Annotated in this window: 19 protein-coding genes and 1 pseudogene; 11 read left to right on the forward strand and 9 right to left on the reverse strand. The window is 74.5% G+C overall.

All coding sequences use genetic code 11. The annotated features are described in order from the left end of the window. Positions 1-2: 2 nt before the first annotated feature. From ACIGXW_RS21615 to ACIGXW_RS21630, 4 genes are all read right to left on the reverse strand, one after another. Positions 3-1,697, reverse strand: coding sequence for an ABC transporter ATP-binding protein (locus ACIGXW_RS21615; protein ID WP_399574490.1), 1,695 nt, complete (start codon positions 1,695-1,697; stop codon positions 3-5). Beyond that, entirely contained in the window at positions 1,694-2,881 is a 1,188-nt protein-coding gene (locus tag ACIGXW_RS21620; protein ID WP_399574657.1) for a CbiQ family ECF transporter T component, read from the reverse strand. Before ACIGXW_RS21620 ends, ACIGXW_RS21615 begins: the two co-directional genes overlap by 4 nt. Positions 2,882-3,047: 166 nt before the next feature. Continuing rightward, the gene (locus ACIGXW_RS21625) at positions 3,048-3,731 is read right to left on the reverse strand and encodes an SCO2322 family protein (protein ID WP_399574491.1); all 684 of its coding nucleotides are present in this window, start codon (positions 3,729-3,731) and stop codon (positions 3,048-3,050) included. Beyond that, positions 3,728-5,002: a prenyltransferase/squalene oxidase repeat-containing protein gene (locus ACIGXW_RS21630; protein ID WP_399574492.1), complete on the reverse strand. Its 1,275-nt coding sequence runs from the start codon at positions 5,000-5,002 to the stop codon at positions 3,728-3,730. Before ACIGXW_RS21630 ends, ACIGXW_RS21625 begins: the two co-directional genes overlap by 4 nt. Before the next feature lie 249 nt (positions 5,003-5,251). Between ACIGXW_RS21630 and ACIGXW_RS21635 the strand changes: the two genes are divergently transcribed. From ACIGXW_RS21635 to ACIGXW_RS21660, 6 genes are all read left to right on the forward strand, one after another. Next, positions 5,252-6,736: an aldehyde dehydrogenase gene (locus ACIGXW_RS21635; protein WP_399574493.1), complete on the forward strand. Its 1,485-nt coding sequence runs from the start codon at positions 5,252-5,254 to the stop codon at positions 6,734-6,736. 56 nt (positions 6,737-6,792) lie between these two features. Beyond that, positions 6,793-6,972 carry a ferredoxin gene (locus ACIGXW_RS21640; RefSeq protein ID WP_399574659.1) on the forward strand — a complete coding sequence of 60 codons (180 nt, stop codon included), beginning with the start codon at positions 6,793-6,795 and terminating at the stop codon, positions 6,970-6,972. A gap of 130 nt (positions 6,973-7,102) precedes the next feature. Next, positions 7,103-9,787 (forward strand): class III lanthionine synthetase LanKC, encoded by a 2,685-nt coding sequence (lanKC, locus tag ACIGXW_RS21645; protein ID WP_399574494.1) that lies wholly within the window; start codon positions 7,103-7,105, stop codon positions 9,785-9,787. Positions 9,788-9,830: 43 nt separating this feature from the next. After that, positions 9,831-9,953 (forward strand): SapB/AmfS family lanthipeptide, encoded by a 123-nt coding sequence (locus tag ACIGXW_RS21650; RefSeq protein WP_071966696.1) that lies wholly within the window; start codon positions 9,831-9,833, stop codon positions 9,951-9,953. Between the two features lie 100 nt (positions 9,954-10,053). Beyond that, positions 10,054-11,781, forward strand: a complete 1,728-nt coding sequence (locus ACIGXW_RS21655; RefSeq protein ID WP_399574495.1) for an ABC transporter ATP-binding protein — start codon at positions 10,054-10,056, stop codon at positions 11,779-11,781. Next, entirely contained in the window at positions 11,778-13,679 is a 1,902-nt protein-coding gene (locus tag ACIGXW_RS21660) for an ATP-binding cassette domain-containing protein (protein ID WP_399574496.1), read from the forward strand. The genes ACIGXW_RS21655 and ACIGXW_RS21660 overlap by 4 nt, the downstream gene beginning before the upstream one ends. On the opposite strand, the pseudogene ACIGXW_RS21665 reads toward ACIGXW_RS21660, so the two are convergent. Then, positions 13,605-14,162: pseudogene (locus ACIGXW_RS21665) on the reverse strand (LuxR C-terminal-related transcriptional regulator); the annotation flags it as partial. The gene ACIGXW_RS21660 and the pseudogene ACIGXW_RS21665 sit on opposite strands and share 75 nt — an antisense overlap. Before the next feature lie 136 nt (positions 14,163-14,298). Continuing rightward, entirely contained in the window at positions 14,299-14,946 is a 648-nt protein-coding gene (locus ACIGXW_RS21670; RefSeq protein WP_360914299.1) for a TetR family transcriptional regulator, read from the reverse strand. A gap of 226 nt (positions 14,947-15,172) precedes the next feature. Between ACIGXW_RS21670 and ACIGXW_RS21675 the strand changes: the two genes are divergently transcribed. From ACIGXW_RS21675 to ACIGXW_RS21695, 5 genes are all read left to right on the forward strand, one after another. Next, entirely contained in the window at positions 15,173-16,549 is a 1,377-nt protein-coding gene (locus tag ACIGXW_RS21675; protein WP_071966700.1) for a glycosyltransferase family 4 protein, read from the forward strand. 127 nt (positions 16,550-16,676) lie between these two features. Continuing rightward, positions 16,677-17,411 (forward strand): class I SAM-dependent methyltransferase, encoded by a 735-nt coding sequence (locus tag ACIGXW_RS21680; protein WP_071966701.1) that lies wholly within the window; start codon positions 16,677-16,679, stop codon positions 17,409-17,411. Next, positions 17,408-18,508 (forward strand): prenyltransferase, encoded by a 1,101-nt coding sequence (locus ACIGXW_RS21685; protein WP_399574498.1) that lies wholly within the window; start codon positions 17,408-17,410, stop codon positions 18,506-18,508. The genes ACIGXW_RS21680 and ACIGXW_RS21685 overlap by 4 nt, the downstream gene beginning before the upstream one ends. Before the next feature lie 143 nt (positions 18,509-18,651). Beyond that, a complete protein-coding gene (locus ACIGXW_RS21690) occupies positions 18,652-19,443 on the forward strand; it encodes a maleylpyruvate isomerase N-terminal domain-containing protein (protein ID WP_399574500.1) in 792 nt (263 codons plus the stop codon). Continuing rightward, the gene (locus ACIGXW_RS21695; RefSeq protein ID WP_399574502.1) at positions 19,443-20,879 is read left to right on the forward strand and encodes a M1 family metallopeptidase; all 1,437 of its coding nucleotides are present in this window, start codon (positions 19,443-19,445) and stop codon (positions 20,877-20,879) included. Before ACIGXW_RS21690 ends, ACIGXW_RS21695 begins: the two co-directional genes overlap by 1 nt. On the opposite strand, the gene ACIGXW_RS21700 is transcribed toward ACIGXW_RS21695, so the two are convergent. The 3 genes from ACIGXW_RS21700 to ACIGXW_RS21710 all read right to left on the reverse strand — a co-directional run bounded on the left by ACIGXW_RS21700 (position 20,869) and on the right by ACIGXW_RS21710 (position 23,996). Beyond that, complete coding sequence (locus ACIGXW_RS21700) at positions 20,869-21,879, reverse strand: LLM class F420-dependent oxidoreductase (RefSeq protein ID WP_399574504.1); 1,011 nt, start codon at positions 21,877-21,879, stop codon at positions 20,869-20,871. The genes ACIGXW_RS21695 and ACIGXW_RS21700 overlap by 11 nt on opposite strands. A gap of 127 nt (positions 21,880-22,006) precedes the next feature. After that, the gene (locus tag ACIGXW_RS21705) at positions 22,007-22,876 is read right to left on the reverse strand and encodes a hypothetical protein (RefSeq protein WP_399574506.1); all 870 of its coding nucleotides are present in this window, start codon (positions 22,874-22,876) and stop codon (positions 22,007-22,009) included. A 187-nt stretch (positions 22,877-23,063) separates the two neighbouring features. Next, entirely contained in the window at positions 23,064-23,996 is a 933-nt protein-coding gene (locus ACIGXW_RS21710; RefSeq protein ID WP_399574660.1) for an N-acetylmuramoyl-L-alanine amidase, read from the reverse strand. Positions 23,997-24,017 lie beyond the last annotated feature (21 nt).

The raw sequence follows: 24,017 nt of genomic DNA on the forward strand, positions 1-24,017 counted from the left end.
GGTCACGAGGTCGTCTCCAGCGCGTCCCGGACCTGGGGGACCGTGAGCCAGGGGAGGGGGGAGAGGACCTTGGCCACCTGGGGGGCGAAGGCCGGGGAGGAGACCACGACCTCCGCCGTCGGGCCGTCGGCCACCACCTCGCCCTCGGCGATGATCACCACCCGGTGGGCCAGCTCGGCGGCCAGTTCCACGTCGTGCGTGGCCAGGACGATCGCATGGCCCCGGCCCGCCAGGTCGCGCAGGATCTCGACGAGGCGGGCCTTCGCCGCGTAGTCGAGGCCGCGCGTCGGCTCGTCCAGGAGGATCAGCGGCGGGCGGGCCGTGAGGACCACGGCGAGCGCGAGCGCCAGACGCTGGCCCTCGGACAGGTCGCGTGGGTGCGTCGCGTCCGCCACGCCCGGCAGCAGCTCGCCGACCAGGGTGCGGCAGGTGCCGGCATCGGCGCCCGCGTCGTGGTCGGCCGCCGCGCACTCGGCGGCGACGGTGTCGGCGTACAGCAGGTCGCGCGGCTCCTGGGGGACGAGGCCCACGTGCCGCAGCAGCTCGCGCGGGCCCGCGCGGTGCGGGACCGCGCCGCCCACGTGCACCGAGCCGCGGGCCGGCCGGTGCATGCCGACGAGGGTGCGCAGTAGCGTGGACTTTCCGGCGCCGTTGCGGCCCATGAGGGCGATGGTCTCCCCGCCGCGTACGGACAGCGTGACGTCGCGCAGCGCGTCGACGCGGCCGTGCCGGACGGCCAGGCCGTCCACGGCCGCGGCGGCGGGCGCGGCCCCGGCGGACGGGGCGGGCCGGCCGGCCCCGCGCAGCAGCCGGGCCCCGCGGGGGCGCGGAGCCGGCTCCGGGGCGCCGGCGGCGGGCGGGGCTCCGTCCGGCGGGGTCAGCGGCGCCAGCCGCTCCCGCAGGGAGGCGGCCTTGCGGCGGGCGTCCCGCACGGACAGCGGCAGCGGCGACCAGCCGGCGAGCCGGCCGAGGTCGACGACCGGTGGGTGCACGGGCGAGACGGCCATGACCTCGGCGGGCTCCCCGACGACGGGGGCGGCGCCGGGAGCGGGCAGCAGGATCACCTGGTCCGCGTACTGCACCACGCGCTCCAGCCGGTGCTCGGCGAGCAGCACGGTGGTGCCCAGGTCGTGGACCAGGCGCTGCAGCACGGCCAGGACCTCCTCGGCCGCCGCCGGGTCCAGCGCCGACGTCGGTTCGTCCAGGACCAGCACCTTCGGGTGCGTGGTCAGCACGGACCCGATGGCGACGCGCTGCTGCTGGCCGCCGGAGAGGGTGGCCAGGGGGCGGTCGCGCAAGGAGGCCAGGCCCAGCAGGTCCAGGGTCTCCTCGACGCGGCGGCGCATGGTGGCGGGTGCGATGCCGAGGGACTCCATGCCGTAGGCGAGCTCGTCCTCGACGGTGTCGGTGACGAAGTGGGCCAGCGGGTCCTGCCCGACGGTCCCGACGACGTCGGCCAGCTCGCGCGGCTTGTGCGTGCGTGTGTCGCGGCCGGCGACGGTGACCCTGCCGTGGAGGGTGCCGCCCGTGAAGTGGGGGACGAGGCCGCTGACGGTGCCCAGCAGGGTCGACTTGCCGACGCCCGAGGGGCCGACCAGGAGGCACAGTTCGCCTTCGGGGACGGTGAGGTCTACGTCGGCGATGGCTGGGTGGGCGGCGTCGTCGTAGGAGACCGAGACCTGTTTGAAGTGGATCACCGGAGGGTCTCCTTGACGTCCGTGGTGGCTTGGGGAGCGGGCTGGGCGCCGCGTTCCGGTTGTGCCCACCCGTTCCGCCCTGCGGAACGATTGCCCACAACCAGGGCCGGCAGCAGCCCGATCAGGATCGAGGCCGCCGGCCATAGGGGGAGGGTCGGGGGTGTCAGGGGGACTGCCGGGGGGTGGAGGGCGGCCGGGGCGTAGGCGCCGGCCCAGATCATCAGGGCCGCCACCGCCGCGCCCGAGGCCGAGACCAGCCAGGCCCGGGCGCCCCAGCGGTCCGGGCGGTAGCGCGTACGGACCGAGCGGCGGCCGCCCAGCCGGAGGCCGGCCAGCGCGGCGGCCAGGCCCGCGACCAGCAGCGGCGTCCCGTACCCGGCCCCGGTGTCGCCGAGCAGGCCGTACGTGCCCGCGCACACGCCCAGCAGCCCGCCCAGCGTCAGCGCGCTCGTCGTGTGCCGTACGGCGCGCGGGACCTCGGCGGTGCGGCCGTAGCCGCGGGCGTCCATGGCCGCCGCCAGGGCGACGGAGCGCTCCAGCGCGCCCTCCAGCACCGGCAGCCCCACCTGGAGCAGGGCCTTCAGGCCCCGGTCCGGGCGGCCGCGCAGCCGCCGTGCCGCGCGCAGCCGCTGGACGTCCGCGACGAGGTTCGGGGCGAACGTCATCGCGACGACGACCGCCACGCCCGCCTCGTACAGCGCGCCCGGCAGCGACTTCAGCAGCCGGGCCGGGTTGGCGAGGGCGTTGGCCGCGCCGACGCAGCCCAGCAGCGTGGCCAGCTTCAGGCCGTCGTACAGCGCGAAGACCAGCCCCTCGGCGGTCACGCGGCCGCCGATCCGCACCCCGCGCGCCCACTCCGGCAGCGGAACCTCCGGGAGGGTGGCCAGGACGTGCGTGCCGGGGATGGGCGAGCCGAGGACGATCGCGAAGACGAGCCGGATGCCGATGACCGCCAGCCCGAGCTTGAGGAACGCCCCGTACGAGCGCGCCCACGGCGCGTCCGTGCGGCAGACGGCGACGACGTACCCGGCGACGCCGACCAGCAGCGCCAGCAGCAGCGGGTTGGTGGTGCGCGAGGCGGCGGTGGCCAGGCCCAGGGCCCACACCCACCACGCCCCGGCGTGCAGCGCGCCGGCGCGTACGGCCGCCGGCGCGGCCGCCCCGGCCCCGCTCACCCCACCCATACCGCTCACTTCACTCGCCCTGCTCGTCCCGCCCACCTGCCCGGCCCGTCCATTCGGCTTGCCCCGCCATGCCGGTCCGCCCGGCTCGCCCGACCTGCCTCGCCTGTCCGGCCACTCGTCCCGCCCGTTCCGTCCTGCCGGGCCCCGCAGGGCCCGCTCGCGCGGCTCATCCGCGCCGGCGCCGCCGTGTCTGCCACACCGCCGCGGCGCCGAGCGCGGCCACGACCGCGATGCCGCCGATCAGGCCGGCAGACGGGCCGCCGTCGCCCTCGTCGTCCGCCTCCGGCCCGTCCTTCTTCTCCGCGGGCCGCTGCGTGGACGTACCGCTTCCGCCGTCGACCTTCTCCCCGCACCCGGTCCTCGGGTACCCCGCGATGGCGCACAGCAGGGCGTCGGAGTTGTAGCGCAGCGGCTTCGCGACCGCCGCGAGCGCCTCGGCGGCGCTCGCGTCCGGGGCGAGAAGGGCGCACGCCGTACGGGCCGCGGGCGGGTTCTCGCCGCCCGGGGCGTCGGACGGGGTGCCGAAGTCGAGGACGACGGCGACGCGCTTGGTGCCGTCCTTGGCGGGCGTGCGGTCGCACACCGCGCCGAAGTCGGCCGCCGCGCGCGGCTTGGCGGCCTCGGCGGAGTCCTTGCTCACCGCGAAGCGGAAGCCGACGACCTTGCCGTCGCCGGGCCGCAGCGTGGCCGGGCCCTGCGTGGCGTACGCCCAGTCCTGGCCGGAGCCGGCGGCCTGCTGCCAGAACGACCAGTAGCGGTAGCCGTCCGCGTGCGCGGGCGCCGCGCCGAGCGCGGCCAGCAGGCCGGCGAGCAGGACGGCGACCGAGGTGCGGGTGCCCGTACGGGTCACAGCTGGGTCTTCTTCTTGCGGCCGCTGATCAGGAAGCCGACGCCGACGCTCGCGACGAAGAAGACGGCGACGAACCACCAGATGCCGAGGCCGTCGTCGCTGTCCTTCTTCTTCTCGTCGTCCTTCTCGGCGGAGCCCGACGCGGCGGCCTCCGGCTTGGGGCCGGTCTCGTTCAGCTGCGCCACCAGGTCGGTGCCGGCGAAGTCGCGCGGGTCGTCTCCGGCGGCGCGGGTGGCCAGGATCAGCTTGGCGAGCTTGCCGGGGTTGCCCTTGGCCCACTCGGCGGTGCCGCTCTCCTTGGAACGCAGCCACGTCAGCGGCTTCTCCGCGGCCTCGCGGTGGCCGCCCGCGGCGAGGGCGAGCGCGGCGTCGGCGGTGTTGCCGTGGTCGGGCTTGGCCGGGGCGCCGGGCATGGAGGGCAGGAGGTAGCCGCCGTTCTTGGCGAGGGTCGCCGAGAGGTAGCCGTCCACGGCCTCGGCGGCGGCCGCGGCGTTCTGCGGGCGGGCCTTGTCGTCCCCGGCGCAGTCCAGCGGCTTCAGGGCCACGTCGGAGCCCTTCTTCAGCGGCTCGACCTGGTAGCCCTTGCCGCGCGTGGCGAGGCCGGCGGCGGCGCCGGCGAGGTTGTCGGCGCGCAGGTTGTCCTTGTCCTTCAGGTACGAGAAGGCGCCGCGCTCGCCCTCCTTCGCGTCGCAGCCGAGCTGGAAGGCGAGCAGCGCCTCCATGGGGTTCTTGCCGTTCTTGACGGCCGCCTTCGCCGGGTCCTGGCCCGCGGCCGCGAACGCGCCGAGGGCGATGGAGGTGGAGTTGGCGTCGGTGGGGCTGCCGGCCTGGTAGCCCCAGCCGCCGTCGTCGTTCTGGTGGGCCTTGAGCCAGTCGAGGCCCTTCGTCACCGCCTCGCCGCGGCCGCCGACGGCCGCCAGGCCCTGCACGGCGGCGGCGGTCGCGTCGGTGAACTCGTCCTTCTTCGGGTCGCACGCCTTGGAGGTGTCGGCCCGGTAGCCGGGGAAGCCGCCGTCCGCGCACTGCTGCCCGGTGAGCCAGTCCACGGCGGAGTTCGCCGGGCGCACGCCCATGGCGTCCTGCGCGAGGAAGGCGAGGGACTGCCGGAACACACCGTCGAACTTCGGGTCGCCCGCGCCGTAGAGGCCCGTGGTGGCCGGGGACGGCGAGCCGTCGGCGAAGGCGGCGGGGGCCACGGCCGTGCCCAGGACGGCGGCGGTGGCCAGGGCGGCGGCGCCGCGGCGCGCGTGGACGGCGAAGGAGGGGGCCATGTGAGTGGTGCCTCTCGGTGGGTTCCCGGCGGGGTGCCGAGGGTCGCTTTGGCGGGGGCTGAACACTTTATCCGGCCCATTTCCGGCGACTCATACCGCCGGGTACATGCCCGCGCACCGCCGGTGATGCGGACATGTGTATGACCATCCTGCCGCGCCGCCCGCCTTCCGGTGCCCGCGTTCGCGCACTACAACGGAATCCAAAGCATTTCTGATACAGCGTCAGAATCGGGCGGGGAGGCCACCGCGATGAGCGAACTCGTCGAGTACGGACACCTTTTCATCGGCGGCAGGTACGCCGCCCCGGCCGCCGGCCCCGGCGGGGGCGTCATCGAGGTCGTCTCGCCGCACACCGAGGCCGTCATCGGGCGCGTCCCGCACGCCTCGCGCGCGGACGTCGACCGGGCCGTGGCCGCGGCCCGCGCGTCCTTCGAGTCGGAGGTGTGGGCGGGGCTGCCCCTGGCGGAGCGGATCGAGGTCGTCACCCGCATCAAGGACGGCCTCGCCGCCCGGTACGAGGAGATCGCCCGGCTCGTCTCCGCCCAGAACGGCTCCCCGTACTCCTGGAGCGTCCTGGCCCAGGCCCTGGGCGCCGTGATGGTGTGGGACTCCGCCATCGCCGTCGCGCGGGACTTCCCCCACGAGGAACGGCGCGCCGGCGTCCTCGGCCCCCTGCTCGTACGGCGCGAGCCGGTCGGCGTCGTGGCGGCCGTCGTGCCCTGGAACGTGCCCCAGTTCGTCGCGGCCGCGAAGCTGGCGCCCGCGCTGCTGGCCGGCTGCTCGGTGGTGCTCAAGCCGTCACCGGAGACGCCGCTCGACTCCTACCTCCTCGCCGAGATCGTCACGGCCGCGGGCCTGCCCGAAGGCGTGCTGTCGATCCTGCCCGCCGACCGCGAGGTCGGCGAGTACCTGGTCGGCCACCCCGGCCTCGACAAGGTCTCCTTCACCGGCTCCGTCGCGGCCGGCCGGCGCGTCATGGAGGTCGCCGCCCGGAACCTGACCCGGGTCACCCTCGAACTGGGCGGCAAGTCCGCCGCCATCGTCCTGCCGGACGCCGACCTCGACGCCGCCGTCGCCGGCATCGTCCCCAGCGCCTGGATGAACAACGGCCAGGCGTGCGTGGCCCAGACCCGCGTCCTCGCCCCGCGTTCGCACTACGACGAGCTCGCCGACCGCCTGGCCGCCGCCGCCTCCGCGCTGGTCGTCGGCGACCCGCTCGACGCGGCCACCCAGGTCGGCCCGCTCGTCGCACGCCGCCAGCGCGAGCGCTCGCTGGAGTACATCGCCCTCGGACAGCGCGAGGGCGCCAAGGTCCTGGCGGGCGGCGGCCGCCCGGCCGGGAGGGACACCGGCTGGTACGTCGAGCCGACGCTGTTCGGCGACGTCGCCAACACCATGCGGATCGCCCGCGAGGAGATCTTCGGCCCCGTCGTCTGCCTCCTGCCGTACGAGGACGAGGAGGAGGCGGTCCGGATCGCCGACGACTCCGACTACGGGCTCTCCGGCAGCGTGTGGACGGGCGACGTCGAGCGCGGCATCGCCGTCGCCCGCCGGGTGCGCACCGGCACCTACTGCGTGAACACCTTCAGCCTCGACATGTTCGGCCCGTTCGGCGGCTACAAGGACTCGGGCCTGGGCCGGGAGGGCGGGCCGGAGGGCTACGCCGAGTACCTCGAGCAGAAGACGATCCACCTGCCCGCCGGGTACGGCCGGCAGCCCGGGGCCGGCCGGTGAGCGGGGAGCGGCGCTGGCGGGTGGCGGTCGACCGGAGCGTGTGCGTCGGCTCGGGCATGTGCGCCGCCGCCGCGCCCGGCGCGTTCCGGCTCGACGCCGCCCGCCGCGCGCGCCCGGTGGCGGAGGAGACGGAGGCCTGTCCGGAGGTGCTGGAGGCGGCCGAGAACTGCCCCACCGAGGCCGTCTCCATCCATCTGGCCAAAACGGGCGAGGCGGTGTTCCCGCCCGAGGAGTAACGTCCTTTCGAACAACTGGTCCGTACATTTGTTTACTCATGCGTTCCGCACGGACTGTTCATGACACATGTGACTGTCCCGGCCCCCTGCGGCGTGGAAATCTCTTCCCGTCGCCGCCGAGGGGGGTTCGATGGAGAAGCGGTACGAGGTCTACTGCCTGGCAGACAGGCACTTCTACGAGATCCCCGAGCGGCTGTCCGCCCCGGCCGGGGCCCACGGCGGCAGCGTCCTGTTCGAGACGGCGCGCCGCCCCGTGCCCGAGGGCTGGAAGAGCTCCCGCAGCGGGGACTGGCTCAGCCTCACCCCCGTGGACGCCACCGGCGCCCCGCGCCCCGGGCAGCCGCCGCAGGGCTGGAAGATCCATGTGTCCGCCACCGTGGAGACCGCGGACCGGACAGCCGCCGCCGTCTGGGACTACTGCGTACCGCGGGCCGTGCCGTTCAAGTTCGTCCCCGCGCCGCACCAGCTGCACCTGCGCAACAGCAAGTACGCCGCCCGCGACGGCAGCGGAAAGTTCGTCACCATCTACCCAGCGGACGAGGACGGCCTGCACACCGTCCTCACCGACCTCCACGCCGTCCTCGGCGGCGGCCCGGGCCCCTACATCCTCACCGACCTGCGCTGGCACGAAGGCCCGCTCTACGTACGCTACGGCGCCTTCGCCCGCCGTTACTGCGCCGACGCCAGGGGCGCGCTCGTCCCCGCGGTCGAGGACCCCACCGGCACCCTCGTGCCGGACCTGCGCAACCCCGCCTTCCAGACGCCCGAGTGGGTGACCCTGCCCGCCTTCCTCGAGCCCCACCTGGCCGCCCGCAACGCCACCACCGTCGGCGAACTGCCCTACCGCATCGAGAAGGCCCTGCACTTCTCCAACGGCGGCGGCGTCTACCGCGGCACCGACAGCCGCGACGGCGGCGCGGTCGTCCTCAAGGAAGGCCGGCCGCACGCCGGGCTGGCGGCCGACGGCGCCGACGCCATCGCCCGGCTGAAGCGGGAGAAGGACGCGCTGGAGAAGCTCGCCGGCCTCGGCGTCGCCCCCGGCGTCCGCGACTGGTTCAGTGTCGGCGACCACCGCTTCCTCGTCATGGACTTCGTCGAGGGCCGCCCCCTGAACTCCTTCTTCGCCGAGCGCCACCCGCTGCTCACCGCCGACCCCGACCCCGGCGCCCTCGCCGGCTACACCGCGTGGGCGCTGCGCATCCACCGGGCCGTCGAGGAAGCGGTCGAGGCGGTGCACGCCAGGGGAGTGGTCTTCAACGACCTGCACATGTTCAACATCCTGGTCGCACCGGACGAACAGTCCGTCACCCTCATCGACTTCGAGGCCGCCGCCCCCGCCTCCGAGCGCGGCCGGCAGATCGTCGCCCACCCCGGCTTCGTCGCCCCGCCCGACCGCACGGGCACCGACGTCGACCGGTACGCGCTGGCCTGCCTGCGGCTGGCCCTGTTCCTGCCCGTCACCACGCTCCTGGCCATCGACCGGGCCAAGGCCGCGCACCTGGCCGACGTCATCGCCGCATACTTCCCCGTGCCGGGCGAGTTCCTCGACGAGGCCGTCGCCGAGATCACCCGCGGCACGGACCGGCGGGGCGAGCCGGCGGACCGCGGCGCGCGGGCGGCGGCGAGCCGTCCCCGCGGCCTTCCCGGCGGCGTGCCCGAGCCGGCCGACTGGCCGCGCAGCCGGGACTCCATGGTCCGGGCCCTGCTCGCCTCCGCCACACCCGGGCGCGACGACCGGCTCTTCCCGGGCGACATCGCCCAGTTCACCGACGGCGGCGGACTGGGCCTGGCGCACGGCGCCGCCGGAGTGCTCTACGCGCTGGCGGAAACCGGCGCCGAGCCCTACGAAGAGGGCGAGAAGTGGCTGCTGGAGCGCACCGACCCGGTGCCGCCCGGCACCCCCCTCGGCCTCTACGACGGCCTCGCCGGCATCGCCTACGGCCTCCACCGCCTGGGCCACACCCGGCGCGCCCTCGACATCACCGGCTCGCTGCTCGCGGAGAAGTGGCAGCGCCTGGCCCCCGGCCTGCACGGCGGCCTGGCCGGCGTCGGCCTCGTCCTGGACCACCTCGGCGACGCCACCGGCGACCGTGCCCTGCACGAACGGGCCGTCGAGGCCGCCCAGGTCCTCGCCGACCGGCTCGCCGCCGACCGCGCCGCCCCCACCGCCCACCGGCGCGCCGGGCTGATGCACGGAGCCACCGGGCCGGCGCTGCTCTTCCTCAGGCTGTACGAACGCACCGGCGCGCCCGACCTCCTCGACCTGGCCGGCACGGCCCTGCGCGCGGACCTCGAGCGCTGCGTGCGCACCCCGGCCGGCTCCCTCGACGTCGACGAGGGCTGGCGGACCATGCCGTACCTCGGCGACGGCAGCGTCGGGATCGGTGCGGTGCTCGACGACTACCTCGCCCACCGCGGCGGCGCCGCCGGCGACGAGGACCTCGCCGAGGCGCGCGAGGCCATCCTGCTGACCGCCCGGTCCCGGTTCTACGCCCAGCCCGGCCTCCTCCAGGGCCGCGCCGGAATGATCTGGCACCTGAGCCGCACCACCGCCGCGGACGACACCGGCGCGTGGACGGCCGACCAGATCGCCGCCCTGTCCTGGCACGCCATGCCCTACCAAGGGCACCTCGCCTTCCCCGGACACCAGATGATGCGGCTGTCCATGGACCTCGCCACCGGAACGGCAGGCTGCCTGCTCGCGCTCGGCGCCGCCCTCGGCGGCGGTCGCTCGTCGGAACGGCCCGCACAGCTGCCCTTCCTGCCGCCCTTGCGGGCGCCCCAGAGCCGGTTCCACCGCGTCGTGGAGCCGTGACCCAACCAATCACCTCAGTTCCGTCCCCATGAAAGGAAGAACCATGGCGCTTCTCGACCTGCAGAGCATGGAGTCCGACGAGCTGTCCCACGGCGGAGGCGGTGGCGGCAGCAACGTGAGCCTGCTCCTGTGCTGGAGCACGGCCAGCGTCGCGCTGTGTCTGTGATCCACCCCCGCGGGTAACCGCTCCTGGTGGGCCCTCCCCGCGGGGAGGGCCCACCGGTTCGGCCACGGAAGCCGGCACGACTTCACGAGGTCCCTCACCCATGGCAGTTACGGCCCCGCCCCGCGAACCGAGCCCGGACGCCGCCGCCCCCACCGGCCGCGGGATCCTGTCCGGCGCCGTCCGGCACAGCGCCGCCCGTACCGTCGCCCTCGCCCTCGTCGCCACCGCGAGCACCGCCGCCGCGCTGCTGCTGCCGGCCGTTCTCGGCCACACCCTCGACCTGCTGCTCGCCCGCCGCGGCGCCGACGCGACGCGGTGGGTCCTGCTGTGCACGGGCCTGGTCTGCGCCCCCGTCGTCCTGGACGCCTGCGACGAACTGCTCACCGCCACCACCGCCGCGCGCACCACGGCGTGGCTGCGCCACCGCGCGCTGCGCCACGTCCTCGCGACGGGCCCGCGGGCCACCGCCCGCATCCCCCAGGGCGACCTCGTCACCCGCCTCGTCGGCAACGCCGCCCACGCGGGCACCGCCCCCGGCTCCCTCGCGGGGACCGTCGCCGCCGTCGCCGGACCGCTCGGCGGCATCGCCGCCCTCGCCCTGATCGACCCCTGGCTCGCCGCCGCCTTCCTCGCCGGCGCCCCCGTACTCGCCCTGCTGCTGCGGTCCTTCACCCGCGCCTCCACCGACAGCCTCACCGGCTACCAGCGGCTCCAAGGCGAGATCGCCGGGCGCCTGGTCGAGGCCCTGGCCGGCGCCCGCACCATCGCCGCGGCCGGCACCGCCGGCCGCGAACGGGCCCGCATCCTGGAGCCCTTGGCCTCCCTCGCGCGCCACGGGCACCGCATATGGAAGGTGCAGGGCCGCGCCACCGCCCAGGCCGCCACGCTCGTACCGCTGCTGCAGATCGCCGTCCTCGCCGTCGCCGGGCTCGAACTGTCCCGCGGCCGGCTCAGCGTCGGCGACCTGCTGGCGGCCTCCCGCTACGCGGTGCTGGCGGCGGGCGTCGGCATGCTGGTCGGCCACCTCAACGCCCTCGTGCACGGCCGCACCGCCGTCCGCCGCCTGGCGGAGGTCCACGCCCTCGCCCCGACCCGCCACGGCACCCGGCGGCTGCCGCCCGGCGACGGCACGCTGCGGCTGCGCGGCGTCTGCGCCCGGCGGGGCGGACGGCAGGTCCTGCACGACGTGGACCTGACCGTGCCGGGCGGCACGACCCTGGCCCTCGTGGGCCGCTCCGGCACCGGCAAGTCCGTCCTGGCCGCCGTCGCAGGGCGCCTGGCCGACCCCGACGCCGGCGACGTCACGCTCGACGGCGTCGCCCTGCGCGACCTCACCCACGAGGAGCTGCGCCGCGAGGTGGGGTACGCCTTCGAACGCCCCGCGCTGCTCGGCGGCACGATCGGCGGCACCGTCGCCTTCGGCTCCTTCACCCCGGCGCCGGGCGCCATGACGGCCGCGGCGCGCGCGGCCTGCGCCGACGACTTCGTACGCCGCCTGCCCGACGGCTACGACACGCCCCTGACCGCCGCCCCCCTCTCCGGCGGCGAGACCCAACGCCTGGGCCTGGCCCGCGCCTTCGCCCACGCGGGACGGCTGCTCATCCTCGACGACGCCACCTCGAGCCTGGACTCGGCCACCGAACGCAAGGTCTCCCACGCCCTCCTCCACGACCTCACCCCCCACACCCGCCTCATCGTCGCCCACCGCCCCGCCACGGCATCCCGCGCCGACCGCGTCGCCTGGCTCGACGACGGCCGCATCCGCGCGGTGGGCAGCCACGAGGAGCTGTGGCACCTGCCGGAGTACAGGGCGGTGTTCGAAGGATGATCCGCCAAGGGCTCGCCTTCCTGCTGAGGCGGCGGCGGGTGCTCCTGGGGCTCGTGGGGTGGTCGGCTGTCGAGGCGGTGCAGACGTTCGCCACCGGGTACGCGCTCGCGCGGGCGCTGGACGCCGGGTTCCTCGTGGGGCGGGCCGGCACGGGGCTCGGCTGGCTGGGTGTCGCCGCCGTCGCCGTGGCCGTCGGGGCCTATGGGACGGGGCGGACGTACGGGGGAGTGGCCGCGCTCGTGGAGCCGTTCCGGGACGCGCTCGTGCGGCGCGTGGTCGGGCGGGCGCTGAGCGACGGGGACGGCGCCGCCGTGTCCCGGCTCACCCACCAGGTGGAGATCGCCCGCGACGCGTTCGCCGGCCTCGTGATGGTGGCGCGCTCCTTCGTCTTCACCGCCGCCGGGGCCCTGGTGGGGCTGTTCCTGCTGGCCCCCGTGCTGCTGGCGGTCGTCGTGCCGCCCCTCGTGCTGGGCCTGGCCCTGTTCCTGGCCACGCTGCGGCCGATGGCCCGCCGCCAGGAGGCGTTCCTGGCCGCCGACGAGGCCGTCGCCCAGTCGCTGGGCGACGTCTGCGCCGGGCTGCGCGACATCGCCGCCGGCGGCGCCGAGCGGGCCGTGCGCGCCGATGCGGGCGCCCTGGTCGACGCCGAGCTGCGCGCCGCGAACGCCCTCGCCCGCTGGTCGGTCGTCCGCGTCGCGGCGCTCGCCGTCGCCGGCCGCTTCCCCGTCGTCCCGCTCCTGGTGGCCACGCCGTGGCTGCTCGACCACGGCGTCTCGGCGGGCGCGCTCGTCGGCGCCCTCGCCTATCTGACGCAGTCGCTGCTTCCCGCCCTGCAGGGCCTCATCCACGGCCTGGGCGCGAGCGGCGCCCGGCTGGCCGTGGTCGTACGCCGCCTCACCGCGCCCCCGGCCGCACCGCCACTGCCGCCGCCACCATCACCCCGCCCGGACCGGTGTCCCGTCCCGGCCGCCGCCCCCGCCGTCGAGCTGCGCGGCGTCACCTTCGGGTACGGCGCACACGCCGAGCCCGTCGTGCGGGAGCTGGACCTGAGCCTCGCGCCCGGCACGCACCTGGCGGTCGTCGGGCCGAGCGGCGTGGGGAAGTCCACGCTCGCCGCTCTGATCGCGGGCCTGCTGGTGCCCTCGGCCGGCGAGGTGAGCGTGGGCGGGGCGGCGGCCCGGGCCGGGGACGCGGCGCGGCGCCGGGTGCTGATCCCGCAGGAGGCGTACGTCTTCTCCGGCACCCTCGGCGACAACTTCCGCTACCTGCGCGCCGATCCCGTCCCCGACCACGAGGTCATGGCCGCCGTCGGGGCGATCGGCGCCGGCGCACTCCTGCGCCGGGCGGACGGCGGACTGGAAGCCCTCGTGGTGCCGGGCGAGCTGTCGGCGGGGGAGCGGCAGCTGATCGCGCTGGTTCGCGCGTACCTCTCGCCCGCTCCCGTGGCGCTGCTCGACGAGGCGGCCTGTCATCTCGACCCGGCCGCCGAAGCGCGCGCCGAGCGCGCCTTCGCGGCGCGGCCCGGCGGCACGCTCGTGGTCATCGCCCACCGCGCGGGCTCGGCCCGCCGCGCGGATCGCGTGCTGGTCATGGACGGCCCCGGCACGCTCGCCGGAACGCACCGGGATCTGCCGGCGCGCTCGGCGCTCTACCGCGACCTGGTGGGGGAGGCGTGCGCGACGGCGGAAGGACACCCGAGGCCGGCGGCCTGCTGTGCGCACCCCTCACCCGTCACCCCCTCACACCCACCCGGCCCCCTGCGAGATGCGGATCGCGTCGACGCGGTTGCGGGCCCCGGTCTTGCGGGTGATGGCGGCCATGTAATTGCGCACCGTCCCGTTGGACAGGTGCAGGCTCCGGGCGATCTCGCCGACGGAAGCGCCCTCGGCCGCGAGTGAGAGCACGCTTAACTCCCGCCGCGTCAGCGGGATCTCGGCGGCCTGCAGAAAGCCGAACCCGAGCGACTCGTCGATGAAACGCTCCCCCTTCGCCACATGCCGTATGCCGTCGACGAGCCGGTCCGGCGAAGCGTTTTTGCTCAAGTAGCCCAAGGCCCCCACCTCATAGGCCCGACGCAGTGGGCCGGGCCGCCCGGCGGTCGCCAGCGCCAGCAGCGCACCGGGTTCGCCCCCCTCGCCTCCCTCACGACATCGCCTCCCCAACTCCCCGATCCCGCACTCCTCACCCGCCTGCGGGCTGTCCATGTCCACCACGCAGACATCGGGGCGCAGCGCCCGGGAGGTGGCGACGGCTCCCGGCCAGGACGCCGAGGAGACCTCGAGGTCCGGCTCTCTGCCGATCAGTACCGCCAGAGCCATGCGCAGCAGATAGGTGTCGTGTATCAGCAGAACTCGGGTCACGTACGTCTCTCCCCGCTTCATGTAGCAAGCAACCTCGGGCACGTCGATAAATTCATACCGGCGCGACCCACTGTCACGGGGGCGGTTACCCCGTCCGCCGGGGGCGCAAGGACGCGGTCGGCTACCGTGGCCCGCCTCAACTCCGGAGGTCTTGCGCCTACCGAGGGCCCGCCACCGCCACCGGCGGCCGGCCGATGAGTCCGCAGACCGTCTCGATGTCGATCTTCACCTGGGCGATGGACGCCCGCCCCGACAGCCAGGTGATCAGTGCGGAGTGCCAGGTGTGCTCGATGACGCGCACGGCCGACAGCTGCTCGGGGGTGGGCGGTCCCACCGGGCCCATGGCGTCCAGGATGATCGCGGTGGTGAGCCGGGAGACCGTGTCGACCTCGGCGCTCACCGAGCGGTCGGCGAAGGTGAGGGCGCGCACCATCGCGTCGGCCAGGTGCGGCTCGCGCTGCATCGCGCGGAACGCCCGCATCAGCGTCTGGGCGACGCGGGCCGAGGGGTTCTCGTCCGTCGGCGGGCGTTTGCGCAGCGTCTCGTGGAGGTGCTCCAGCTGGTCCTGCATGGTGGCGACCAGGAGATGGACCTTCGAGGGGAAGTAGCGGTAGAGCGTGCCGAGCGCGACGCTCGAGGACTCGGCCACCTCCCGCATCTGCACGGCGTCGAAGCCGCCGCGGCTCGCGAGCCGCGCGGTGGCGTGCAGGATCCGGCGGCGCCGCGCCTCCTGACGCGCCGTCAAGGGGGCGGCGGCCGTCATGGGGGCGACAGATGCCATGGCCGACTTGGGTTCCGTCGTCATATGTCCGTATGTCCCATTCCGTGGCAATCCATCCAGCGGTGCCTCTACGGCCCGGACGGCACAGCATGGCAGGGGTCGGGCCGTGGCGCGAATCACCCGGCACGGCTCTTTCGGCCCTCTGACATGCCGGTAGATTCAAGCCTCTGAACGACCCAGTCTGAAACTTGTTCTAGATTAGCGCGACCCGTTACGCTCCGGCGGAACAGCCAGCGAGAAGGAGGCCGGAGTGACCGCTGAGGCCACGGAGGCATCGCTCACGCGAGACCGCAGCAGCCTCCGGGACAGGGGCGACGGCGGGGACGGCGAACGACCGCTGCGCATCGCGATGCTCACCTACAAGGGCAACCCCTTCTGCGGCGGTCAGGGCGTCTACATACGCCACCTCTCCCGCGAACTCGCCCGCCTCGGCCACACCGTCGAGGTCATCGGCGCCCAGCCGTACCCCGTGCTCGACGAGGACGAGGTCAAGGACGCGCCCGGCCGTGTGACGCTCACCGAGCTGCCCAGCCTCGACCTCTACCGCCAGCCCGACCCCTTCCGTACCCCGGGGCGCGACGAGTACCGCGACTGGATCGACGCGCTGGAGGTCGGCACGATGTGGACCGGGGGCTTCCCCGAGCCGCTGACGTTCTCGCTGCGCGCCCGCCGCCACCTCGCCGCCCACCGGGGCCGGTTCGACGTCGTCCACGACAACCAGACCCTCGGCTACGGCCTCCTCGGCGGCCCCGGCGTCCTCGGCGCCCCCCTGGTCACCACCATCCACCACCCCATCACCGTCGACCGGCAGCTGGAGCTGGACGCCGCGCAGGACTGGAAGCGCCGGGCCTCCGTGCGCCGCTGGTACGGGTTCACGCGCATGCAGAAGCGCGTCGCCCGGCGGCTGCCGTCCGTGCTCACGGTCTCCGGCTCCTCCCGGCAGGAGATCGTCGACCACCTGGGGGTGGATCCCGGCCGAATTCACGTCGTCCACATCGGCGCCGACACCGGCCTGTTCTCGCCCGACCCCGCCGTCCCCGAGATACCCGGCCGCATCGTCACCACCTCCAGCGCCGACGTCCCCCTCAAGGGCCTGGTCCACCTCGTCGAGGCGCTGGCCCGGGTCCGTACGGACCATCCCGGCGCCCACCTCGTCGTCGTCGGCAAGCGCGCCGAGAACGGCCCCGTCGCCACCGCCATCGAGCGGCACGGGCTCGAGGGCGCCGTCGAGTTCGTCAAGGGCATCACGGACCGCGAACTCGTCGACCTGGTCCGCTCGGCCCAGATCGCCTGCGTCCCGTCCCTGTACGAGGGCTTCTCCCTGCCCGCCGCCGAGGCCATGGCCACGGGCACCCCGCTGGTGGCCACCACCGGCGGCGCCATCCCCGAGGTCGCCGGACCCGACGGCGAGACGTGCCTCGCCGTCCCGCCGGGCGACGCGGGAGCGCTGGCCGCCGCGCTGTCCCGGCTGCTCGGCGACGAGGACCTGCGCCGGCGCCTGGGCGCCGCCGGCCGCGAGCGCGTGCTCGCCCGGTTCACCTGGCGCCAGGCGGCGATCGGTACGGCCGAGCATTACCGCGAGGCGATGGCCCGGTCGGGTGCCGCCCGCCGGCTCGGTGGCGCGTAGTGGCCGCCCGGGTAGGCCCTGCCCCTCCCTTTCACCGTTTCTTGTCCTCGATCGCCGGACGGGCTGAATTCCGGCCCGCCCGGCGATCGAGGGTCATCACCCTGTCCCGCCGGACGAAAGCAAAAACGTGCTGACCGTCGATTTCTCCCGCTTCCCGCTCGCCGCAGGCGACCGCGTCCTCGATCTGGGGTGCGGCGCGGGCCGGCACGCCTTCGAGTGCTACCGGCGCGGCGCCCGGGTCGTCGCCCTCGACCGCAACGGCGAGGAGATCCGCGAGGTCGCCAAGTGGTTCGCCGCCATGAAGGAGGCCGGCGAGGCCCCCGAAGGCGCCACCGCCACCGCCATGGAGGGCGACGCCCTCGCGCTGCCCTTCCCCGACGACAGCTTCGACGTCGTCATCATCTCCGAGGTCATGGAGCACATCCCCGACGACAAGGGCGTCCTCGCCGAGATGGTGCGCGTCCTCAAGCCCGGCGGCCGCATAGCCGTCACCGTCCCCCGCTACGGGCCGGAGAAGGTCTGCTGGGCGCTCAGCGACGCCTACCACGAGGTCGAGGGCGGCCACATCCGCATCTACCGGGGCGACGAACTGCTCCGCAAGATGGAGGAGGCCGGCCTCAAGCCCTACGGCACCCACCACGCCCACGGCCTCCACAGCCCCTACTGGTGGCTCAAGTGCGCCTTCGGAGTCGACAACGACAAGGCCTTGCCCGTTCGCGCGTACCACAAGCTGCTCGTCTGGGACATCATGAAGAAGCCCAAGGCCACGCGCATCGCCGAGCAACTCCTCAACCCCGTCATCGGCAAGAGCTTCGTCGCCTACGCGACCAAGCCGCACCTGCCCGCGGGCGCCGCCGAGTGACCGCTTTCAGCCGGGGCCCCGGCCGCACCGAACGCCTCGTCCTGCCCGGAGTCCTCACCGCCGAACAGGCCGAGCGCACCGTGGCCGGCATCGCCGCCGCCCAGCGCCCCGACGGCGCCATACCGTGGTTCCGCGGCCACCACCTCGACCCCTGGGACCACGTCGAGGCCGCCATGGCCCTGGACGCGGCCGGCGAGCACGGGCGCGCCGCGGCCGCCTACCGCTGGCTCGCCGACCACCAGAACCCGGACGGCTCCTGGTACGCCGCCTACGCCGACGGCGACGCCGACGAGCCCACCGACCGCGCCCGCGAGACCAACTTCGTCGCCTACGTCGCCGTCGGCGTCTGGCACCACTACCTCTCCACCGGCGACGACGCCTTCCTCGACCGCATGTGGCCGACCGTCTTCGCGGCCGTGGAGTTCGTCCTCCAACTCCAGCAGCCCGGCGGCCAGATCGGCTGGAAGCGCGAGGCCGCCGAGGACGGCGGCGAGGACGTCGCCGACGCCCTCCTCACCGGCTGCTCCTCCATCCACCAGGCGCTGCGCTGCGCCCTGGCCATCGCCGAGCACCGCGAGGAGCCCCAGCCCGACTGGGAGCTGGCCGTGGGCCAGCTGGCCCACGCCATCCGCCACCACCCCGAGCGGTTCCTGGACAAGAGCCGCTACTCCATGGACTGGTACTACCCCGTCCTCGGCGGCGCCGTCACCGGCACGGCCGCCAAGGAGCGCATCGAACGGCACTGGGACGACTTCGTCGTACCGGGCCTCGGGGTGCGCTGCGTCCTGCCCAACCCCTGGGTCACGGGCGGCGAGAGCTGCGAGCTGGCCCTCGCGCTGTGGGTGATGGGCGAGTCCGACCGCGCGGTGGAGATCCTCCAGTGGATCCAGCACCTGCGCGCCGAGAACGGCATGTACTGGACCGGCTACGTCTTCGAGGACGAGGCGGTCTGGCCCGAGGAGCTCACCACCTGGACGGCGGGCTCCCTCCTCCTGGCCACGGCCGCCCTCGGCGGCGACGAGGCCACGACAGCGGTGTTCGGCGGCGAACGCCTGCCGCTGGGGCTGGAGCCGGACTGCGACTGCCGCCCGCTGTAACCGGGGGCTCCGCCCCCGGACCCCCGGTCCTCAATCTCCCCCAGCTACCGCTGGGAGGTGCCCCCAGACGGGCTGGATTTTCCAGCCCGTCCGGCGGGGCAAATTCCTTCGAACCCCCCTGCCCGGCAACCTAAAGTGGCGTCATGACGCGCCTTTCTTACGACCGTTACTGCGAAGAGATCCTCACCCAGACCGACCTCCTCCGCGAAGCGCTCCGCCACGGCGACCTCACCGCCAAGACCCCCACCTGCCCCGACTGGACCCTCGCCCAGCTCGCGCTGCACGTCTCCAGCGCCCAGCGCGGCGTCGAGAAGATCGTGCGCGACCGGGTCAAGGAATTCACGGTTCCGACCGATGAGACCGCCGGTACGGCCGGGGCCGAGGCGTTCGACGCGGACTCGCTCGACGCCCACCTCGCGGAGGGCGCCCGGCAGCTGGTGGAGACGCTGCGCGAGGCGGGGCCCGAGACGGAGGTGTGGACCTTCGGGGCGGAGCAGACGGCGGCCTTCTGGGCCCGTCGCATGACGCTGGAGACGGTGATGCACCGCGCCGACGTCTTCGCGGCCGTCGGCGCCGAGTACACCGTCGACGCCGTCCTCGCCGCCGACTGCCTCGACGAGTGGCTGGAGATCGTCACGTCCCCGCAGGCGATCGCGTACCGCCCGGCGTACGGCGAGCTCGCCGGCCCGGGCCGCACGCTGCACCTGCACGCCACGGACACCGACCCCGAGCTGAACGCCGAGTGGTTCATCGACGCCCGCCGGACGCCGGTCACCTGGCGCAACACCCATGAGAAGGCGGCCGTCGCGGTGCGCGGCCCGATGACGGCCGTCCTGCGGGTGATGTACCGGCGCTCGTCCGTCGACGACGGCGGCGTCGAGGTGCTCGGGGACCGCGAGGTGCTCGACGCCTGGCTGGAGCGGGCCAGCTTCTGATGGCGACCGGACGTCCGCTGCCCCGCCGCGCCGCGCTGCCCGCCGCCCTGCTGCTCCTCGCCGTGCTCGGCGGCTCCGGATGCGGCACAGGCGGTGGGGGCGGCGCCCGCCCCGGGGCCGCGGGCGCCCACGACCCGCTCTTCCCCCGCCTGGGCAACGGCGGCTACGACGTCGCCCACTACGGCCTGACGCTCGACTACGAGCCGGAGGGCAACCGCCTCGGCGCCACCGCCGTCATCACCGCCCGGGCCACGCAGCACCTCAGCGCGTTCAACCTCGACCTCAAGGGCCTGACCGTCCGCGGTGTCCGCGTCGACGGGGAGCCGGCCCGCTTCGAGCGCAAGGGCACCGAGCTGACCGTCGAGCCGGCCGAGCCGGTGGCCAAGCACCGTACGTTCAAGACGACGGTCGTCTACGACGGGCGGCCGCAGCCCGTCAAGGACGCGGACGGCTCCACGGAGGGCTGGGTCGAGACCGACCACGGCGCGGTGGGCCTGGGCCAGCCGACGGGCTCGATGGCCTGGTTCCCCGGCAACCACCACCCCTCCGACAAGGCCGCCTACGACATCGCGATCACCGTGCCCAAGGGCTTCACGGCCGTCGCCAACGGCGAGCTGAAGGACACGCGGGACAAGGGCCCCGAGGACGACCGGCGCACCACCTTCAGCTGGCACAGCGGCGAGCCGGTGGCCAGCCATGTGGCCAGCGTCGCGGTGGGGGAGTTCCGGGTGACGACCTCCAGGACCCGCGGCGGCCTGCCCGTGTACGTCGCCGCGCACCCGAAGGAGAGCGAGGCGGCGGCGAAGGTGGCCGCGCTGATCCCCGAGGTCCTGGAGTGGCAGAGCGGCCTGTTCGGCCCGTACCCCTTCTCGTCGACGGGCGCGGTCGTCGACCGCAATCCGTACGTCGGCTACGAACTGGAGACGCAGCCCAAGCCGTACTTCCACGGCGCCCCCACCGACAAGCTCGTGGTGCACGAGCTGACGCACCAGTGGTTCGGCAATTCTCTGACGCCGGCGACCTGGCGGGACATGTGGCTCAGCGAGGGCTTCGCGCAGTACTCCGAGTGGATGTGGGAGGAGAAGCGGGGCGGGCGGTCCGTGCGGCAGATCTTCGACGACTACTACGACGGCAAGGACCCCGAGAGCAGGGGCGAGGACGGGGAGAGCATCTGGGACTTCCCGCCGGCCGACCCCCGGGCGGATACGGTCTCGGACCTGCCCGTGTACGGCCGGGGCGCCATGGTGCTGCACAAGCTCCGCGAGAAGGTCGGCGACCGTGCCTTCTTCGCCCTGGTGCGCGACTGGGCGCAGCGGTACCGCCATCAGAACGTCTCAACGCAGCGGTTCGTGGAGTTCTGCAAGGACGCGGCGGACGTCGGCGACGTCTTCGACGTCTGGCTGTACGGCAAGGGCAAGCCCGCCGTCAGGCGTTGAGCTCCGCGAGGAGGCGCAGGGTCGCGGGGTCCGGCGCGGTGACGAGGAGGTCGGTGACCGGGCCCTCGCGCCACAGCGCCAGCCGCTCGGCGATGCGCTCGCGGGGACCCACCAGGGAGATCTCGTCGGCGAAGGCGTCGGGCACGGCCGCGACGGCCTCCTCCCGCCTCCCGGCCAGGAACAGCCGCTGGATGCGGCGCGCCTCCTCCTCGTACCCCATGCGTGCCATGAGGTCGGCGTGGAAGTTGCGGGCGGCGTGGCCCATGCCGCCGATGTAGAGGGCCAGCATCGTCTTCACCGGCCGCAGCCCCTCGGCGAGGTCGTCGCACAGGCGCGCCTGGGCCATCGGGGCGACCATGAAGCCCTCGGGGACGCCGTCGAGGGCGGCGGCGTAGAGGCCGGCGCGCGCGGGCGACCAGTACAGGGGCAGCCAGCCGTCGGCGATGCGGGTGGTCTGGGCGACGTTGCGGGGCCCCTCGGCGCCGAGCAGGACGGGCAGCCCCGGGCGCAGGGGGTGGGTGATGGACTTGAGCGGCTTGCCGAGTCCGGTGGCGCCGGGCCCGGTGTAGGGCAGGGGGTGGAAGCGCCCGTCGAGGGCCACGGGGGCCTCCCGGCGCAGTACCTGCCGGACCACGTCCACGTACTCCCGGGTCGCCGTCAGCGGGCTCTGGGGGAACGGGCGTCCGTACCAGCCCTCGACGACCTGAGGGCCCGACAGGCCCAGTCCGAGCAGGACGCGGCCGCCGGAGAGGTGGTCGAGGGTCAGCGCGTGCATGGCCGTGGCGGTGGGCGAACGGGCCGCCATCTGGGCCACGGCGGTGCCGAGCCGGATGCGGCTGGTGTGCGCGGCGATCCAGGCCAGCGGGGTGAAGGCGTCCGAGCCCCAGGACTCGGAGGTCCACACGGAGTGGTAGCCGAGCCGTTCGGCCTGCCGGGCGAGCGCCAGGTCGCGCGGGCCGGGCCGGCGGCCCCAGTAGCCGAGGGCGAGACCGAGCCGCATGGAGCCTCCCTCATTGATCTGACGGTACGTCAGTTTCGTGAGGGTAGGCCCGCCGGGCGCGGGGCGACAAGACGGCGGCCCGCCGGGAAGAACCCGGCGGGCCGCCGTACGGGAAGAGCGCGACGCGTCAGCCGCGCTGGATCCCCGAGGTGTCCTGCAGGAGACCTCGGCGGCCGTCCTGCGTCTGCGCGACGAGCGCGGGGCCGCGCTGGTCGACCGCGAGGTACCAGGTGCCGGGCGCGAGCTCGGCGATCTGGCCGGCGGAGCCGTCCTCCGCGAACAGCGGACGGCTGACCGGCACCGCGAACCAGAACGGGGCGAAGTCGCCACCGGCGGCCGGCGCCGGCTGACCCGCGGCGGCGGGCTGCGGCGCGGGAGCGGCACCGCCCTGCTGGGGCTGGGCCTGCGCCGGGGCCGGCTGGCCGCCGTACGGCTGCGGGGCCTGCGCACCGTAGGGCGCGCCGGCACCCGGCTGCACACCGCCCGGACCGGGGTAGCCGTAGCCCTGGTTGGGGGCCATGCCGTACGGCTGCGCGGCGGCCGGCTGCGGGGCGCCCATCAGCGGGGCCTTGAGCGCCGGGGTGCGCGGCGTGAGCGCGGCGACGACGGCGAGCACCAGGTTCGCGATCAGGCCGAGGATCTGACCGACGCCGGGGGAGATCTGGTCCACGTCCGGACCACCGAAGATCGTCCACAGCGAGGACCACGCGGCGAACACGGCGAGCGCCATGCCCCACTGGTCGAGGCCCAGACCGATGACCTTGCGGCCCTCGGGCTGGAAACGGGCGACGACGACCAGAGCGGCGGCGATGATTCCGGCGAGGAAGATCGAGGGCAGAACGGGGAAGAGTTCAGGCTTCCAGCCGATCGGCTCCTTGGGGCAGTTGATCGCCGACCCGCAGTCGTACGAGCGGAAGCTGAGGAACGAGGCGATGAACAGCAACACCGCTGCTCCGATCACCACGCCGTCGCCTCGAGTGAGGGAGCGGATGTTCACCTAAAATCCTTTGTCAGTGCTTGTCGGGGCTGTCGGTATTCGTCGCTGTCGCCGGTACGCGAGATGCGGGGGCGCGGGGGTGGCGGCCACCCATCGTACGGGGAACCTATCTCCTGGACGGCCCGGGCGTCCCCTTCGTATCACCCTCGTGACACGGCCGTGGCCTGCCGGTACTTACCCGCCGTACTTACCCGCGCAAGAAGTCCCTGATGCCGTCCGCGATTCCCTGCGCCGCCTTCTCGCGCCATGCCGCGTCGGTGAGCTGGGCCGCGTCCTGCGCGTTGCGCATATTGCCGCATTCGATGAAAACCTTGGGAATCGTCGACAGATTGAGCCCGCCGAGATCACCGCGCGTGTCGAGTCCCGTGCCCTTGCCGATGTAATTCGACGGGGCACTGCCGGTGGTGCGGACGAAGTTCCCCGCGATACGCGCCCCCAGTTCCTTCGACGGCCCGACGATGGCCGAGGTGTCGGCCCGTCCGCCCCGCACGGATGCGGGCAGGATCACATGGAAGCCCCGGTCCCCGGCGCCGGCGCCGTCGGCGTGGAGGGACACCGCGGCGTCGCCGTGCGCCGTGTTGCCGATCTCGGCCCGCTCGGTCACGCACGGCCCGTACGGCCGGTCCCCGTCGTGGGTCAGCACGACCTTGGCACCCTGCGCCTGCAGGGCCGAGCGCAGCCGGTGCGCCACGTCGAGGGTGAAGGCGGCCTCGGAGTAACCCGAGTTGGTCTCGGTGCCGGTGGTGTCGCACTCCTTGTGGCCCGTGCCGATGTCGACCTGACGGTTGATCTCGGCGGTGTGCTGGGCGTTGCGGGTGTTGTGGCCCGGGTCGACCACGACGACCTTGCCCTTGAGCGGCCCGTCGGCGGCGGGCGCGGCGGCCTCCCGCGGCGACGCGGCCTGCGTCGGCTCCGTCCGCTCGGATGCCGAAGGAATCGCCGAGGCTATCGGCTCCGGCGACTGCGAGGGCTGGGGGCGGGGCGCGGGGCGCGCCGTGGGGGACGACGCGGCCGCGGGCTGCCGGTCATCGGCGCCCCCCTCGCCGGAGCCGTTGGAACAGCCCGCCAGCCCGGCCGCCAGGAACAGCACTGCCGCCCCGGCGACGAGACGCGGGGTCATCTGGGAACCGCTGGCGTTGGA

It is taken from the genome of Streptomyces sp. NPDC053079 (assembly GCF_044546695.1).
Taxonomy (GTDB): Bacteria; Actinomycetota; Actinomycetes; order Streptomycetales; family Streptomycetaceae; genus Streptomyces.